Genomic DNA, 15,484 nt, shown 5'->3' with positions numbered 1-15,484 from the left:
GGGTGTGGCAATGTAACGTTATCTTTTTAAGTAAGTAAGGGAGTGGCAGCTCACCCTTCGAGAACTCCACGTTATAACCCCTCCGAGCGATCTCAGAACTGGGAAAGGGCTTTGATAAGCGCGAGATCAGCGGAGAAGCAAGTGAAGAAGGGCTTGGAAAACTACCTAGGAGGGGCTCTAAAGGAAGTAGACGTTAAAGTCCAAGAAGGCGAGGGCTCCCTTACCATTTCGGCCAAGTTCTCTGTTGAAGAAGGTGAGATAAGGTCCGGAGGCGAGGTCAGGAAGGTAGTTCCGGGAACTTACGAGATAGAAGCCGAGGTCACCTTCGGAAAGAGGGGTAACATGATAGAAGCCAGGTTCTTCGGGAAGTGCAAGGACGCGCAGCTTTCGGACATGTACGTCGTTGAAGAAGGTAAGTTGGATAACGTTAGGTCTTGGTTGGCCGACAAAATAGGAGCGCTGGCCGTTCAATGTTCCTCCCAAGCTGAGGAGAGCGCTGACATAGGCGGAGTGCTCGGATGGTAAAAGTTTTTATAATCCTTTAGCGAAGAAGGAACCGCGAACCCCGGTCCCGCGCATAGAAGCCCCGCCGTCTCGGGGACCGATGGGCGCGGGGCGGGTCACTCCCGGCTCTTCTTCCCACAGAACAATTCCAATACCCTTTCCACTATTTTCCTCGACGAGCAAATGCCTCTCGGTATGCACTTCTTCTCCTTCATTCTAATTACCTCAACCTCTAAGCCCCTTTCCCTCAGTCTTCTCTTCAACTCTTCCTCTTTCCAGAATTGATCTGGACCCAAGAACACTATATCGGGTTTAACCTTCAATATGCTCTCGAGGGGATCTTCCTCACCTACCATTGCTTCTTTGACGTACTTTATGGATGAAAGCATGTACGCCCTTTGCTCTTGGGGTAGAACTGGATCCCTTCCCCTTATCTTTCTAACGTTCTCGTCCCTTGCAACCACGGCAATTACGTCTCCGTACTTGGAAGCTTCCTTTAAGAGCTCCACGTGTCCTGGATGGAGTAGGTCGAAGGTACCTCCAACCAGTACCTTGGGTCTTTCCTCTCTCTTCCATTGGAAATTCGCCTTTCCTATTAGCCTCAAGGCATCGAGCAAGCCTTCGGCGTAGGAAGCGGTTACCAAGGCCGTTTCGCAGTCGCCTTTGTTTACGTAGTACTCGGTATCGTCCACGTATCTCCTAGCTAGATCAACTACTTTTTCCACGTCATCGGAAAAATTCAAGCTCTTCAGGGCTCCGCGTAGTCCCTCTAGGTACTTTCTCGCTCTTTCGCAGCTCAAATCCCTTTACCGCTAGTGCCCTTGAATGGGAACAACTAATACTTCCTTAACTCCCTTTATTCCGGATATCTTCCTCTCTATTTCGCTCTCATCCATTTCATTTGACGCCTCTACAACTATCGTACATTCCGCCACTTCGCCCTTCCTCATTGTCCTGCAATTGGTAGTAATTTGGTCGACGTTCATTTCGGCCAACGCCTCAGATATTTCCGCTAACTTACCTCTCTCGTCGTTAAACAGTATTCTAATTTCCAGCAACTTTCCCCCGCTCCCGCTAGTTGGGGTTAGAAGGATCTCGTTCTTGTTCAAGTCGGCTATCATTATCACGTAACCGCCTTCTATTATATTTAACGCGTCCCTAACGGTCCTCGGAATGGTGACCCTACCTTTCCCATCGACCTTAAGGATCTCGATTATCCTCAAAACTAAACCCCCGTGGGGTTCACGTGGGATCATTTTTAAGAAAGTAATGTACTACGTCGCATTAAAATAAAAAACGTTGTTATTGAGCAAAAAAATGAAACTACTTACCACAGATCACGAAGTCTACTGGGAAGTCAAGGTCTATTCTCTTAGCGTCCTTCTTATCTTCGCCTTCGAACCAATAGTATACGGTACCGCTAAGTATCTTCTTACCTTGCTCAACTCCTATTACCCTTATTCTCATAGTTGCTGCGTCGCCCGGTTCCAACACGGTATTGGTCGTTACCAGTCCGGAGCCTCCCTTAACTCCTTGACCGGCGTAAACCGTTACGCCCGGTGGTGCGCTAATGACCAACTGAACGTAGGCTTTTGGATTAGTAATTGGATTGACTAGACTTAGTTCGAAAATTGCCTCTTCCTTCTTATCTACACATATAACTGTTTTAATAGGCCTGAGCTGTACTTCGATGGCCTTATACGCCTTAGCCTTCGCCTCCACGGAAGTGGGGGCCTTAGGAGCAATGAAGAAGTAGTAGACGCCTACTAGCAATAGCAGTGCGGCGAGCGCTATACCGACCAACGTTAGGTCCACGAAACCTTTCCTTGAGTTCATCGTATTCTCACACCTCGAATATTACCTATTCACGAGTATCTAAATAATATTTCATCTACCCCTTACCATCTCGATTATTTCATTAGAAGAGAGTAAGGGTATGCCCAACGTCTTAGATATTTCCCTCGCCTTGTCCAATCTCATCGAGTGGCCGTAGTCTAGGACTTCAGCGAACACTGCCGAAGGTACTAAGCCCAAGCTCTGGAACAACCTCGTGCTCAACTCCGTATGACCTTGCCTCTCGTCTAAGTTCCTGGCAAGGAGTATGGGCACGTGACCGGGCGCTTGGAATTCGTTTAGAAACTTCTTTCTAGCCTCAGAGGGGTCTTCGAGAGCGAGTTTCACTACTTCGAACAATTCCCTAACGGTCTTGGCTCTGTCTTCATCGCTTATTCCCGTTCCAACGCTTTGATGGTTTACAGAAATCGAAAAGGCGGGGTAGTCCCCGTACGATTGAGGCCTCACGAGGCTCGCGAAACCGAGTTCCTTCAAGTAATTATGCATGTAGTCTAAACCTAATTGGGAACCTATTTCCAAGGGCATTGAGAAGCATATGAGGCCGCCAGCTAAAGACCTGAGAGCGTATATGCTACTCCTACTCACCGCTCCCGAATAGAAGACTAAGTCTACCTCGTTCTCCCTACTCTCCGAGTCGTATATCATGATTGGTTTACCGGAAAGCAAGTGCTCCCTTAAATCCATTGTGAAATTCCCTTAAGGGAAGACTACTTAACGGCTTTTGTGTTTGGCAGGCCTCGTTTCCTCTTTACTTCCTTTAACTTAGTGAGAATTGGTATTACGCCTAGGCCTAGTAAGATGTTCACGGGAACGTTTCTAATAGCTCCTTCGCCTAGCGGCGTTGTTATTGGACTCGTCTTTACGCAAGGTTCAGAGGCATAATTTTCTATGACGAAACCTATTCGACCGAGTACAAGCGATTCACCCATGTACTGGTATCGATTCACTCCTAGGGTAGTAACTGAGTACTCAAAGTTCAACACGTCTCCAACAATAGTTCCATAGAAGTAGTTAGTCTCCGTTACGACTAGTTGACCGGAGATGCCGCAAGAAGCGTCCGGGAACGTGTGAGTTACGAAGCAATTAGAACCCCATCCGCAATTTACGGAGTAGGAAGTGGAGAAAACCGATTTCCCATCAATTGTAAGGTATATTTCGTAGCCCCACTCTTCGTTCCACAATAGACCGTTATTCTCAATTGTAACGGTAAATTTCAGTGCGAAGGGACTTTGGAGGAGCATAATCAGCAATAACGCCTCTCTTAAACGCATTCTCTTACATGCAGCTCTATTGCAAGATAGGAGATAAAGTTTTCTCGTGGAATTGAGTTAATTGAGTACTTGGGAAGAGGTGAGAAATATTATGAGGGAGAAGTGGCGCCGCGGCCGGGATTTGAACCCGGGTCACGGGCTCGACAGGCCCGCATACTAGGCCTGGCTATACTACCGCGGCTCCTTCCACGCCACTCTTCGGGATAGTGATTATAAATTTAACTGAATAGTCGCATAAGAACTTGTTAATTGAACGAAAATCAACTATTGATCTTATATGATGAAATAGAGAAGGCTATTACGAAGGTCTATAAAATAAGCGAAGGCGAATTACATAAATACAAGAGGGAGTTGAAAGAAGGTAAGCTTCCCGGGAAATTCGGGAAAGGCTTTCAGAGTCTCTTAAACGAAGTTCTAGAGATATATGGGAACCTTTCGCTTAATTGTTCGAAATTGAAATGAGGGTACCTTCGCCTCCTCTCTTAAGTTCTCAATGGATTACCACTTCGTTAAATATCGGCCTATTGAGAACTAGCTATGGGTAAGGCGACAGTGTACGATGTAGTTATAGTTGGAGCCGGTACGACCGGCCTAACTGCCGCTAAATTTATTGCAGAGAAAGGTTACAAGGTATTGGTAGTAGACCTAAGGTCCGAGGACGATATAGGTAACAAAGTCTGTGGAGATGCTATTAGTAAAGAATATTTCGGAGGCAAAATACCCTTAAGCGAACCTCCTGAGTACGCCATTGAGGGTAGGATAGTTGGAGCCAAAATATATTCTCCTGACGAAAAAACTGTTTGGACCGTGCCCGGAGAAGGGTTCATGTTAAACAGGAGGGGATTCGGCAAGTGGCTTTACTCTTTAGCTAGAGAGGCGGGGGCGGAGTTCTCTTTCTCAACTAGGGCCTTAGGTCCTATCGTGAAGGACGGGAAGGTTAAAGGAATAACGGTTAGGAGGGGCGATAAGGTAGAATCTATAGAGAGTAGATTGGTTGTAGACGCTTCAGGCGTAGTTTCAATAATTAGAAGGGCCTTGCCGAAATCGTGGCCCGTAGCTGAAGAGCTCGACTTCAAGGACACTGCTATAGCTTATAGGGAAATAAGGAAGATCAACTACGCAATAGAAGACGAGGAGTACATTAGAATTTACGTTTCACAAGAGAAAGCCCCGGGAGGATACTGGTGGCTCTTCCCCTATCCCGGTAAAATGAAGGTTAACGTGGGTCTGGGAGTTCAAGGCGGAGTGGGACACAAGGATCCTATGTGGTACTTTAACAAGTACTTAGCTAATAGAATTGGGGGCGAGGTCCTACACGCCGGTGGGGGCGTAGTACCAACCAGGAGGCCCCTAGATACAATGGTTGCAGACGGATTCGCCGCTGCGGGCGACGCAGCGTACCAAGTTAACCCTATACACGGCGGGGGCATAGGTTCCGGAATGCTCGGCGCCTACCTGCTAGCTAAGAACGCTGTGAAGGCCTTAGAGGAAGAGCCCACCATAGAGAACTTGTGGCAATACAACGTTGACTTCATGGAAGCATACGGCGCTAAGCAAGCGGCGCTGGACGTCTTCAGAATATTCTTACAGTCCTTAAGCGATGAGGAGATAAATTACGGAATGAGGAACAAAATAATAAAGGAAGAGGACTTATTGAAAGCGTCATTAGAAGGCGATCTGAAGATAAGCAGTACTGATAAATTAATGAGGGTAATCAAGGCCCTAGGGAAGCCCTCGTTACTATCGAAACTGAAGACGGTGGCCGACTACATGAAGGAGGTTAAGGAACTGTATTTGAACTATCCCAAGAACCCGAGCGAATTCGACGAATGGAGGAAGCGCGTTAACGAGTTATTTAATGAATATAAGAACGTTCTATCAAAAAAGTAATTACTACGTTTCCCAATGAAATTTTCGATGCAATATGAGTGAGAAGCCCGTTCGTCACATAATAACGGTAGGAAGTAGCGTTTTGACTAACTCGGTTATGGGAAGCATAGGTAGGGGCATCGCTGCCCAGCTTCAGGATCGGTTGAAAGAGATCGTGAACGAGGACCTGGAGAGGCTGGCCTCAAACAAGGTTAAGTGCGGTGAAAAGGTTAACGCTAAGCTAGACGACTTAGTTGAAGTAGTTAGGGAACATCCAGAAATTATGTCCGCTGAACTGAACTCCTTAATAAAGTTCATGAGGTCGATTTACATCAATAACGGCAAGGAACCCGTCTTAGACGAGGTATCGCTAATTTGCTCTGAAACCCCTACGGGAGCGGCTTCGTGTTACGTACTGAGAGAGGTCTTGGAGAGGGGGATAGACGTAGATGGGTACTACTTGAAGCCAAAGGTAAGCACCTACGTTGTTAAAGCGTTAGGAAACCTCGGCTCGAGCTTCTCTCCCGCTAGCTTCTACGTAGGCTTGCTCAATCTAGTTTGTTGCGCCTTGAGGTTATGTGAAAGGGGATGGAGGGTTTTGGCCAACTTAACTGGAGGCTTCAAGCCCGAGGTCGCTTACACTACAGCTATATTAATGGCTCTATCTAACATTGAAAGCATATACTACGTTCACGAGGGATTGAAGGACGTAGTGCTCTTGCCTTTATTGAACTTAGTAGTTAGTAGCGTTAACTTCAAGGAAAGGCTTTCCAAAGAGCCTTACAAGAGCTATTACCAAAGAGCGCTCGGCGAACTATACGAAGTCTTCGTTAACGAAATAGAAAATTGTATCCTAGGTAGAACCTACCTAATGCCTTGCGAGTCTCTTGAAGAGTATTTAAAGAGATGCAAACTAATTACTTAACTTTTATCCCTTAGGCACGCCTCCTTAATAAGGGTAATGAATTGTTAAAGAGGTTTTGCTATAGATGCGGGGCGATTGAGAGCGAGGACAATCCGATAATAAACGGGCTGTGCTTGAATTGTCTACTTAAAGAGAAAACGCTCGTTTCGGTAAAGGCTAACCAGAAGATAATAGTATGTCCGGTATGCGGTTCTTACCTCATTGGGTCCTCGTGGTACCCAGGAAGCGACGATCCCGATGAAACCATAAGGTGGTTAGCTGAGAGGGTGATTGAGCAATCGATAGCGCCAGTTGAACCGGCACGCGAAGTCGAGGTTGTGGACCTAAGCGTTAGAAAAGCGCGAGGAGGTAAGTACGTAGCGGACGTAACAGTCGAACTTGATGTAGTCGGGAAGAAGGTAAGGCAAACCGTCACCGTCCCCCTTAACGTAGAGAAGAGGGTTTGTCCAAAGTGCCTAATGAAGAGCGGAGGCGACTACGAAGCTACGTTGCAAATAAGGTCCGAGAGGGGCTACGTAACCAATGACGAGTTGAGGACCGCGGGAGAGTTCTTCTCAAAGGTTAATAACGGTGAAGACGTAGTAGACTTAGTGGACAAGAAGGAGGGTCTGGACGTACTCTTAGCTAGTAAAGAGGTGGCTAGGAAAACTGCCAGGTTGATGAGGTTCAACTTGGGCGCTAAGGTAATTGAAAGCTACAGCGTAGTAGGCATGAAGAGAGATGGGAGGGTTAGGAAGAGGCTCACGTTAAGCGTTAGGTTACCTGCAATCGAACCGGGCGATGGTCTCTTAGTGGATAAGGAACCGGCCATTCTGACTTCGATCGGAAAGGGTAAATTCAGAGTTCACCTACTTCATCAAAACAAGGAAATATCTATAGACGTGGATCATTGGTGGGCCATGAGAAAGAATGGGAGAATAGTATACCCTCACGAGAAGAACTTGGAGACCGCTAAAGTAACTGGACTAGATCCCTTGACGATAAAGTTACACGATAGAGACTTAATAGCTGAAGGTCCGATAGGTTTGACCGTGGGCGACGAGGTTTACGTGATAAACTACAAGGGAGTAATTTACGTGTTACCCAAGAGGGCCCGGTGAAGACGACCTCGGGGGCTGAGGCGCTCAATGAGGATCGTATCGGCCAGGCCGAGGGCTCACAAGGGATGGTACTCCCAGAAGATCACGTGATCGCCCCTCACGCCGTATTTACCTTCGTGGCAGCTCCATTCCAGCACTCCATCCGGCATTCTCCTTAGTGCGAGTAAGCTCTCGAACGTGCAATAGGCGAGTAAGCCTCCCAAGGAGCCAATTACCTTCATGGCATTACCTTCTAAGTAGGCCCTCGCGTCTATCTTGCCCCTCCTAGTTACGTCCCTAACGCTCCCGCCAATAGCTACTTCAGCCATTACCTTTCCGTCGAACTTTATGGAAGCGCCCGCTCCAACGCTATCCTTTATCGTGACGTCCGTAACTTGGGCCTCGAAGGGGCAACCCCTTTCAGCCAACTCTCTGAGAAGTTCCTTGGCAATGCATGGCGAAGAGTGAGCTATGAGCGGGGGCGGTCCCGGTACCACTAAAGCGTCTACTTCGGGTAGCTCGCAAGCTAGTTCGTCGAACCGTATTGCGCATTGCTTCTTGAAGTGCTCCAGTCCCCTTAAGTTCGACTGAGTAACAACAACGAAAATTGGTGTATTCAGACCAATGTCCATTAATTGCATTAAGCTCTGGGCACGTTTCCTTTTCATAAAGCTTTCCTTTCGCATGCCTTCTCTACTCCCATTCCGGTAAGCTCCACTATCACCTCTTCAAGCTCTTCTATTACGGGCTCTAACCCTTCCGCGTCTCTGAACTGTTCGTACAACTCGCAATACGCCTTTATAGCTTCGCAAGGCTCACCGCAATTCTCTATGCCCTCATATTTCTCAGCGTAGTCGTAGAGTACGTCCATAGCCCTTATTATGAGGGCTGAGGCTATTACCGTATCTTCAATGGCATTGAGCAAATCTCTTTTTATAAATGATATCATGCCCCTTATAGTTTGGAGTTGAGCGTTGAAGCTCCTCTCGTATAAGCCCTTGAGTATCGAAGATATATAGGCAGCCCTCTTCCTGGTTCTAGCAAGCGTTCTAACTAGCGGATAGGAGCCTAGCAGATGTAGGGCCACCTCTTCCGCTAAACCGCTCAACTGCCAAGGTAGCGTTACGACCCTCTCCCAAACGTCCGGTAGGGGAATTACTTCGTTACCGAAACCTAGGGAAGGCGCCGCTTCTATTAACTTACCCTCTCTTTCGTGAACTTGAAGCTCCTCTGCAATGAACGGGTCCTCTATACCGAAGTTCTCTTTGTTTAAGTTGACAAGTACGTATTTGAAAGGTTCACCAATGTTGTAGCTTGGCGAGAACAGCTTCAAGAACTCTACGGTAGACTTGTCGTACTTTCCTTCATACTTGAATTTCAAGTATTCTTCCCACTCGTTCACTTTAGGTAACAAGGACTGGATTACGGCTCCTCCAATCATCCCTAAGGTCATGAACCTCTTACTTATGCCGGGGACCAGTTGCTGCGAGAAAATTACTGGTACGTTGACGCTAACGTCTCCTTGCAATATTAACTCATAGAGTTCGATCAGCCTCGGATCGCTGAGGTCTAGGAAGTTGTATACGTGTAGCAATGGGAAGACGGATTCCTCCATTGTTTCTACTATTTTCCAGAGGTCCTCCTTAGCTAGGAAACTGGGAGTTACGGTTAGTAATAAGGGCTCGTCAACCCGACGTAGTTCGTTAGTAAGCTTGGTGACCTTATCGTATTTCACCAATTTATGTAAGCTCCGACCTTCGACTGTTTCCAAGTGATTCAGCAACTTGTCGTAGGAAGTGGCAATGCCTCCTCCGGCTTCGTACCACTTCTTAACTCCTTCAATGGTCTCGTGGAAAGCCCATTCTATTAACTTGTTCATTGAGAACCCTGGCCTAGAGTGGACTATTAGGGGTATGTTTCTTATTGGAACTTGGTTTAGGAGAATCCATTGGCTAATGAACTCCTTGCTTCTAGAGGCCTCTAGGGCCGGAAGGCTTCCCAACATTTCACTTCACTCTAAGATTTCGGACAGATAAAGGGTAATTTAGTGGAAGAGCGGATTCTCGAATGATACATTTCGACTATAGTACAAAGGTGTTTCAGACACACACCCTTTAACCCCTAGGCCCTAATTATATTGGGTGTAAGAAGTGATAGCTGTATCTGTACAGAAGTATGAGGAGTTCCTTAAGGAAAACGAGATGGAGGAAATGGACTTCTACTTAACTGAGGCCATACTCAGTGGAAGGTAATTTTTAATCCATTTTCGATAACGGAGTTAAGGACAAGCGAAGTGGCCGGTAATTCGTTCGGTAAGGCATTCGTTTTAACCACGTGGGGAGAGAGCCACGGGAAAGCGCTAGGCGCCGTTATAGATGGGTGCCCAGCTGGCCTACCCCTTAATGAGAAGGATCTATTAGTAGAAATGGTTCTAAGGAGACCCGGAAGGAAGTATACTACGCCTAGAAGGGAACCGGACCTCCCCCAGATCTTGAGCGGGGTCTTCAATGGAAGGACCACCGGTACCCCTATTTCAGTCGTAGTTTTCAACAAGGACGTCGTATCTGACTACTACGAGACCATTAAGGAAACCCCTAGGCCTGGGCACGCCGATTTAACCTACATCAAGAAATACGGTTACGAGAACTGGGATTACAGAGGAGGGGGAAGGGCCTCCGGAAGGGAAACCCTTGGTAGAGTGATAGGCGGAGCAATAGCGAAGAAACTCCTCTCTTGCTTGGGGGTAGTCGTTACGGGGAACGTGATAGAGCTAGGTGGAAGGGAATTCCCGAGGGCTAGGGACGTAGAAGAGGGGCTTAGAGCCAGGTTATCCCCGTTTAGGGTAATTGAAGGCGACGATAAGGCCGAAGAAGTAATTAGGAAGGCATTGGAGGAAAGGGACTCCGTTGGAGGAGTGGTCGAGGTAGTCGCTTGGAGGGTACCTCCGGGCTTGGGCGAACCCGTGTTCGATAAGCTGAAGGCGGATCTAGCTAAGGCTTTGCTTTCCATACCGGCCGCAGTAGGATTCGAACTAGGCGAAGGTTTTCAGTTAGCGAAGCTGAGGGGAAGCGAGGCAAGGGACCCGTTCGTTACCTCTGAAGGCGATATAGTTACTGAAGGCCAAAGGTCCGGTGGGGTGTTAGGCGGAATAAGCGTCGGTGGAGACGTTAGGGTTAAAGTTGCCTTCAAGCCCACCTCGTCTATAATGATTCCCGTAAAGACTGTTAACGTAAATACGTTGGAGGAAGAGGAACTGAAGGTTCCCGGAAGACACGACCCAGCTATAGTGCTAAGGGCAGTTGCCGTCACAGAGGCGATGGTCGCTGTAACTTTGGTTGATCACGCAATAAGGGCCGGGTACATACATCCCAATAGAATAGAATGGAACTACAACTGCCAGAGGACTTGGGAGCTATACTCAGACTACTTACCTAGAGACGCGAAGGAATTCATTGAGTCGCTTCCTTGAACTCCTTCCCCTTACAAGGTGGTTTGGTTGGGTCCTCAACCTTCACGCCCAACTTCACGCACCTACCAGTGAGCTCGGAATAGAACAAGCATCTCCTGCAATCCGGCTTGCCTCCTCGAGTCCCCTTTCCTTGTCGCTCCCCCAAGAACTCGTCCCTTTTCTTGAATATCTCGCACTCAACGTACTTATCGTTTAGGCAGTTATGTTTCGCTGGGTTCACCACATTGCTTATCACTTCGCACCTAACGCCCAAGAACGAAGGCTTCGCATAAGGGCATTTCCCCATACTTCATCTTCCGTTGATACGTAGATTAAAACTTACTTAAAAATAGGTAATAAATGGAGAACGCGAGTCCAATGCATTAAGTTAATTAGAAGTGCAAACGCGACGAAACTTCACTGATTAAGTCCTTTCAGCGAGAGAGGACGGGAAGGTTGTATTGAGGGAAGTAATCGCCTCGGCCTTGTTCGTAACTACAATAGCAATACTCGTTCTTACGAGAGAAGAGAAGAGGTACTTGGTTTCCCTGGCATCAGCCGCCATTGCAATAGCGTTAGGCTTAGTTAACTTGAACAGCGTCATCGACTACCTCAATCTGGACGTACTGGGACTCATTGGGGGAGCGTGCGTAGTTTCGGCTTACTTAAGTAAGTCCGGAATTACTGAAGAGGTTGCCAAGAGAGCCCTAGAGGTTAGTAAGGGCGATTTAAGGAAGCTGGGCGCCCTCTTAGGCCTAACCTCTGGAGTGATATCGCTTTTTATAGAAAACGTTACCACCCTCATAATGTTGGCTCCAGTAGTCTTCTCGATCGCCAGGTATTCCGAAATAGACGCCGTTCCTCTACTGCTAGTAGTGGCCTTCGCTTCCAACTTGGGCGGTGCTGCTTTGCTAGTAGGGGATCCCCAAAGCGCTCTAGCTGCGAGCTACTTCAATTTAGACTTCATAGACTTCATAGTAAAGGACGGGAAGCCTTCTATATTCTGGATGGTTTTAGTAGGCCTAATTGTCTCGACGTTATCGTTCTCTTACGCCTTCTTGAAAGATACGGTGGACTTCGAAAGCGCGTTAAGGAAGCTCAAGGGTGTAACGGATAGCGATTTGGCGAAGGTATCCCTCACAGCGCTAGGCGTGAAAATATTCTTGCTATCAATAAGGAAAGTGTTGGGGATAGGACTAGCGCCAGCGGCTCTGGTAGCGGTAGCGATAATACTGCTTTATAGGAGGAGCCTAGAGGATCTCAAGTTCTCGTTGCAAAGCGTTGAGTGGAAGCTCCTCTTGTTCTTAGCTGGCCTGTTCGTTCTAGTGGGCGCGCTCGAAGACAGCGGAGTGATGAAGGTAGTCGCAAACGTCCTTAAGGAGTGCTTGGGTTGCGATTACTTCGTTATAACCTCATCCATAATAATCGTATCGGTAATAATTTCGAGCGTGATGGATAACGTTCCTTACCTATTAGCAATGTTCCCGGTAATCGAGAGCTTGAGCGATCACTGTCACATATACTGGTTCAAGCTATTACTTGCGCTCCTCTTAGGAGCGACCCTTGGAGGAAACGTGACCTACTTTGGCACGTCTACTAACGTAGCGGCAGTTCAATTACTGGCGGAAGCTGGGTACAGAGTTCCATTTAGAAGGTTCGTGAAGTTAGGCTTGTTCTATACGATCTTCGCCCTCGGGCCAGCGGTCTTAATTTACTATCTCATTTGGAGCTGAATTGCAACGCCGTTTCTATGATTGAGTTCAACTTCTCCCTTATTTTCGGGTATAGACACGCCGGATCGCTACCGAATGGATCCTTCTGGTACGCGTAGGCTCTAGCCCTACTTCCACCGCACATGAAACCGAACTCGCAAGTTCCGCAAGGAGACTTGAAGTTCCTCCAATCCCTTATTCTCTTCAGTGCGTCACTATTGAGGTATATGTCTTTCAAGCTCCTTTCCCTAACGTTGCCCACCTTGTAGGGTAGGAACCCGGAAGGATAGACGTCGCCGTTGTAAGCAACGAAAATTATTCCGTAGCCGTCCCTAGTGTATGCGGAAGGCGCCCTCTTTTGCTTAGGAGGCTCCTTGGGGATCGGACCCATGACCTCTTCTAACCTGCTTCTCAATTTATAGTACAACTCGCCAACCCCGATTTCGCTCACGTCTTTCCCCATTTCGTCCATTACCACCCTGAGACGGTAGACCACTCTGTAGAACGGCGCTTCAGTCGTCCTTATAGTTACCTTTCCGTACTTTGATGCGTCGTAAAGGAAGTTAACTACGTCCCAATACTCTTCCGGCGTTAAATCTAATTCCTCTCCGGCCCTTCCGGTCGGTATTAGGAAGAACACTTCCCAAGCGTCCACTCCGACGTCGTATATTAGCTTGAAAACGTCGGGCAAGTCGTTGATGGTAGGCTTCATAACAACAGTATTTATTTGCAAGAACATACCAATACTCTTAACGAACTTCATTACCTCAACGGTTCTATTGAATATTCCCGGTATTCCCCTAATTTCGTCGTGAACTTCCGGTCTAGCTCCATCCAAGCTCAAACTCATACCAATTATTCCAATTTCCTTCATCCTCTTGATTTTCTCTTCTGTCAATAACGGCGTTACGCTAGGCGCAACTAGAGTTCTAATTCCCTTGGATATACTGTATTGAGCTAGCTCCCAGAAATCCTTCCTCATGAGGACGTCTCCGCCAGTCATTATCAAGTGCGGGTATGGGCTACCGAACTCAGTTATTTGATCTATGAACCTCTTGCCTTCCTCGGTGGTTAGCTCGTCCGGCAAAGGTTTCTCTATTGCCTCAGCCCTACAGTGCTTGCAAACTAGCTTGCAAGCCTTAGTTGTCTCCCAGAAAACTAGGAGGGGCTTTTGATTGAAGTCCCAACCGCCTCTTAAGGTACAGCACCTTAGAGAACCGTCACGCATTACCTAAGAAACTTTTACTTCGATAGCAGGGCAACATGGGAGGTGACTCTTGAAGGTATTACACGTAAGCGACGTGCACTGTTACGATGAACTCTTAGAGAAAGTACTGGAGGATGAAGAGTACGATTTAGTAGTAGCAACCGGAGACTTCGAATGCTTAAGTACAGCTGAGAAATTGAGCAAGGCTAAGGCTAAGGTATTGGCAGTAACCGGCAACTCGGACGATCCCCAGATAGCTGATTACTTGGAAGACACTGGCATGAGCGTTGAGAACAAGGTAGTAACGTTCAGAGGACTTAAGTTCGCTGGCGTCTCAGGTCAAGACCCTAGAACTTCACTGAAGAAGCTAATTGGAGAGGAGTTCGATGTGCTCCTAACGCATTACCCGCCCAAGGGCGTAGTAGATCTGGCTTGGACCGGTAACCACATCGGGTCAAATAGCGTTAGGAAACTCGTAGAGGAGAAGGAACCTCTGGTCGTTCACTGCGGTCACGTACACGAAGCTAGGGGATGGGACAAATTGGGGAGAACGATCGTAATTAATTCGGGTAGCCTAGAGGAAGGCTGGTACGCAATAATAGATGGGGAGAAGCTTAGAATTATCTTTAAGAACGCTTTAGGGATCTAGGGAGGCAATCCCTCTGGAGCTTCTACCTTCACTTCTTCCCAGAGCTCGTCCAATACCTCTTCTAACGCCTCCCTTGGTTCCAACCCTTTCTCCAAGATTTTTTCCATTATTAGTTTATAATGTATCCTCACCTCCTCGTAGTACTTTTCTAAGGTCTCCTTAGGGACCTCCCTCTCCGGGCCGCTGCCCACTCCCGGACACTTGGGATCTAAGTAGACCACATCGGAACCTGGGGCAGAGGGAATCAATGGGTATAGCCTGCACCTCATGGGTCTAACGGGATATATTTCGCATTCGTAACCGTTCTCCCCCTTCCTTAGGAATACGCACTCGTTCCTTATTCCCCTTAAGGCTAAGAAGGGAACGACGTCGGCTATTATCACCTTCACGTATGTCGGTATTATTTCGCTCCAGTGCTTGCCTAAGTACTTGGCTATCCTTATTACGTCGAAAACCGTTAGCGATACGTTGGGTCCGCCTCTACAGCAGTTCGCCTTCCTAGTACACTTAAACCTGAACTTCGAGTTAGTCCTCAGCTTCACGTACCCGTCAACGGTCATCAAGATCCGTTCGCCTGCCTTCGTAGACTTAAAGGTAATATTAAGTTGGGCCCGTTGTATTGATGGAGCTAGACTTGATAGAGAGGCCCTACAGGAGATCGGCTAAGTTAATTGCAATAGGGCTAATCTCTTTATTGTATTCAATGCTAGCCATAGGCTCGTTAGTATCTTACTTACTATTCGGAACGGGCTTGAAGGTTTTGGTAACGCTAATATCGTTGCCTTGGATAGCTTTTGGTTTAGCTCTGGGATTCGTAGCCCTTACTGCCAAGCTCCCTAAGCCTGCGGAAGAGTTTCAGTTAGAATACGAAGACGCCTTAAAGGAAGTGAAGGAGATGATAGAGGAATGGAAGAGGCGCAATGAGCGGGGCGGTGTGTCAGAGACCTCGCGAGAGGGATGACTTGT

19 protein-coding genes and 1 tRNA gene are annotated in these 15,484 nt (G+C 47.6%); 9 read left to right on the top strand and 11 right to left on the bottom strand.

Translation table 11 applies throughout. From position 1 onward, the window contains the following. Window positions 1–111 precede the first annotated feature (111 nt). Window positions 112–525 carry a hypothetical protein gene (locus EYM_RS05650; protein ID WP_075050072.1) on the top strand — a complete coding sequence of 138 codons (414 nt, stop codon included), beginning with the start codon at window positions 112–114 and terminating at the stop codon, window positions 523–525. Between the two features lie 95 nt (window positions 526–620). On the opposite strand, the gene EYM_RS05645 is transcribed toward EYM_RS05650, so the two are convergent. The 6 genes from EYM_RS05645 to EYM_RS05620 form a co-directional block, all read right to left on the bottom strand. Further along, the gene (locus tag EYM_RS05645; RefSeq protein ID WP_075050071.1) at window positions 621–1,304 is read right to left on the bottom strand and encodes a DUF357 domain-containing protein; all 684 of its coding nucleotides are present in this window, start codon (window positions 1,302–1,304) and stop codon (window positions 621–623) included. A gap of 12 nt (window positions 1,305–1,316) precedes the next feature. Further along, window positions 1,317–1,727, bottom strand: coding sequence for an AbrB/MazE/SpoVT family DNA-binding domain-containing protein (locus tag EYM_RS05640; protein ID WP_075050070.1), 411 nt, complete (start codon window positions 1,725–1,727; stop codon window positions 1,317–1,319). 100 nt (window positions 1,728–1,827) lie between these two features. After that, on the bottom strand, window positions 1,828–2,340 hold the full coding sequence (locus tag EYM_RS05635; RefSeq protein WP_075050069.1) for a hypothetical protein: 513 nt from the start codon (window positions 2,338–2,340) through the stop codon (window positions 1,828–1,830). Between the two features lie 51 nt (window positions 2,341–2,391). Then, window positions 2,392–3,042 carry a 3,4-dihydroxy-2-butanone-4-phosphate synthase gene (locus EYM_RS05630; RefSeq protein ID WP_075050068.1) on the bottom strand — a complete coding sequence of 217 codons (651 nt, stop codon included), beginning with the start codon at window positions 3,040–3,042 and terminating at the stop codon, window positions 2,392–2,394. A 23-nt stretch (window positions 3,043–3,065) separates the two neighbouring features. Then, window positions 3,066–3,629 (bottom strand): hypothetical protein, encoded by a 564-nt coding sequence (locus EYM_RS05625; RefSeq protein WP_157058782.1) that lies wholly within the window; start codon window positions 3,627–3,629, stop codon window positions 3,066–3,068. Between the two features lie 103 nt (window positions 3,630–3,732). Continuing rightward, window positions 3,733–3,810 (bottom strand) — tRNA-Asp (locus EYM_RS05620). A 68-nt stretch (window positions 3,811–3,878) separates the two neighbouring features. Here EYM_RS05620 and EYM_RS05615 point away from each other — a divergent pair. The 4 genes from EYM_RS05615 (at window position 3,879) to EYM_RS05600 (ending at window position 7,523) form a co-directional block, all read left to right on the top strand. Further along, window positions 3,879–4,091, top strand: coding sequence for a hypothetical protein (locus EYM_RS05615; protein ID WP_075050066.1), 213 nt, complete (start codon window positions 3,879–3,881; stop codon window positions 4,089–4,091). A gap of 90 nt (window positions 4,092–4,181) precedes the next feature. Beyond that, window positions 4,182–5,519: a digeranylgeranylglycerophospholipid reductase gene (locus EYM_RS05610; protein ID WP_168050222.1), complete on the top strand. Its 1,338-nt coding sequence runs from the start codon at window positions 4,182–4,184 to the stop codon at window positions 5,517–5,519. Window positions 5,520–5,601: 82 nt separating this feature from the next. Then, on the top strand, window positions 5,602–6,423 hold the full coding sequence (locus EYM_RS05605; protein ID WP_075050064.1) for a putative CRISPR-associated protein: 822 nt from the start codon (window positions 5,602–5,604) through the stop codon (window positions 6,421–6,423). Between the two features lie 41 nt (window positions 6,424–6,464). Continuing rightward, window positions 6,465–7,523 (top strand): NMD3-related protein, encoded by a 1,059-nt coding sequence (locus EYM_RS05600; RefSeq protein ID WP_075050063.1) that lies wholly within the window; start codon window positions 6,465–6,467, stop codon window positions 7,521–7,523. A gap of 56 nt (window positions 7,524–7,579) precedes the next feature. Here the strand turns inward: EYM_RS05600 and EYM_RS05595 are convergent, their stop codons facing one another. Both EYM_RS05595 and EYM_RS05590 read right to left on the bottom strand, forming a co-directional pair. Beyond that, window positions 7,580–8,170: a hypothetical protein gene (locus tag EYM_RS05595; protein WP_075050062.1), complete on the bottom strand. Its 591-nt coding sequence runs from the start codon at window positions 8,168–8,170 to the stop codon at window positions 7,580–7,582. After that, entirely contained in the window at window positions 8,167–9,507 is a 1,341-nt protein-coding gene (locus EYM_RS05590; protein ID WP_075050061.1) for a hypothetical protein, read from the bottom strand. Before EYM_RS05590 ends, EYM_RS05595 begins: the two co-directional genes overlap by 4 nt. A 288-nt stretch (window positions 9,508–9,795) precedes the next feature. On the opposite strand from EYM_RS05590, the gene aroC reads away from it, so the two are divergent. After that, a complete protein-coding gene (gene aroC / locus EYM_RS05585; protein ID WP_075050060.1) occupies window positions 9,796–10,971 on the top strand; it encodes a chorismate synthase in 1,176 nt (391 codons plus the stop codon). On the opposite strand, the gene EYM_RS05580 is transcribed toward aroC, so the two are convergent. Then, complete coding sequence (locus EYM_RS05580; protein WP_075050059.1) at window positions 10,952–11,257, bottom strand: hypothetical protein; 306 nt, start codon at window positions 11,255–11,257, stop codon at window positions 10,952–10,954. The genes aroC and EYM_RS05580 overlap by 20 nt on opposite strands. A 154-nt stretch (window positions 11,258–11,411) precedes the next feature. Between EYM_RS05580 and EYM_RS05575 the strand changes: the two genes are divergently transcribed. Then, the gene (locus EYM_RS05575) at window positions 11,412–12,683 is read left to right on the top strand and encodes an ArsB/NhaD family transporter (RefSeq protein ID WP_075050058.1); all 1,272 of its coding nucleotides are present in this window, start codon (window positions 11,412–11,414) and stop codon (window positions 12,681–12,683) included. On the opposite strand, the gene EYM_RS05570 is transcribed toward EYM_RS05575, so the two are convergent. Then, window positions 12,670–13,890 carry a TIGR04053 family radical SAM/SPASM domain-containing protein gene (locus EYM_RS05570; RefSeq protein WP_075050057.1) on the bottom strand — a complete coding sequence of 407 codons (1,221 nt, stop codon included), beginning with the start codon at window positions 13,888–13,890 and terminating at the stop codon, window positions 12,670–12,672. The genes EYM_RS05575 and EYM_RS05570 overlap by 14 nt on opposite strands. A 49-nt stretch (window positions 13,891–13,939) precedes the next feature. Here EYM_RS05570 and EYM_RS05565 point away from each other — a divergent pair, with 49 nt between their 5' ends. Then, entirely contained in the window at window positions 13,940–14,518 is a 579-nt protein-coding gene (locus EYM_RS05565) for a metallophosphoesterase family protein (protein WP_075050056.1), read from the top strand. Here the strand turns inward: EYM_RS05565 and EYM_RS05560 are convergent. Further along, window positions 14,515–15,078 carry a YkgJ family cysteine cluster protein gene (locus EYM_RS05560; RefSeq protein ID WP_075050055.1) on the bottom strand — a complete coding sequence of 188 codons (564 nt, stop codon included), beginning with the start codon at window positions 15,076–15,078 and terminating at the stop codon, window positions 14,515–14,517. The genes EYM_RS05565 and EYM_RS05560 overlap by 4 nt on opposite strands. Window positions 15,079–15,140: 62 nt before the next feature. On the opposite strand from EYM_RS05560, the gene EYM_RS05555 reads away from it, so the two are divergent. Then, complete coding sequence (locus EYM_RS05555; RefSeq protein WP_157058781.1) at window positions 15,141–15,479, top strand: hypothetical protein; 339 nt, start codon at window positions 15,141–15,143, stop codon at window positions 15,477–15,479. Window positions 15,480–15,484 lie beyond the last annotated feature (5 nt).

This window comes from Ignicoccus islandicus DSM 13165 (assembly GCF_001481685.1).
Classification (GTDB): domain Archaea; phylum Thermoproteota; class Thermoprotei_A; order Sulfolobales; family Ignicoccaceae; genus Ignicoccus; species Ignicoccus islandicus.
This window is presented reverse-complemented; position numbering and strand designations above follow the sequence as displayed.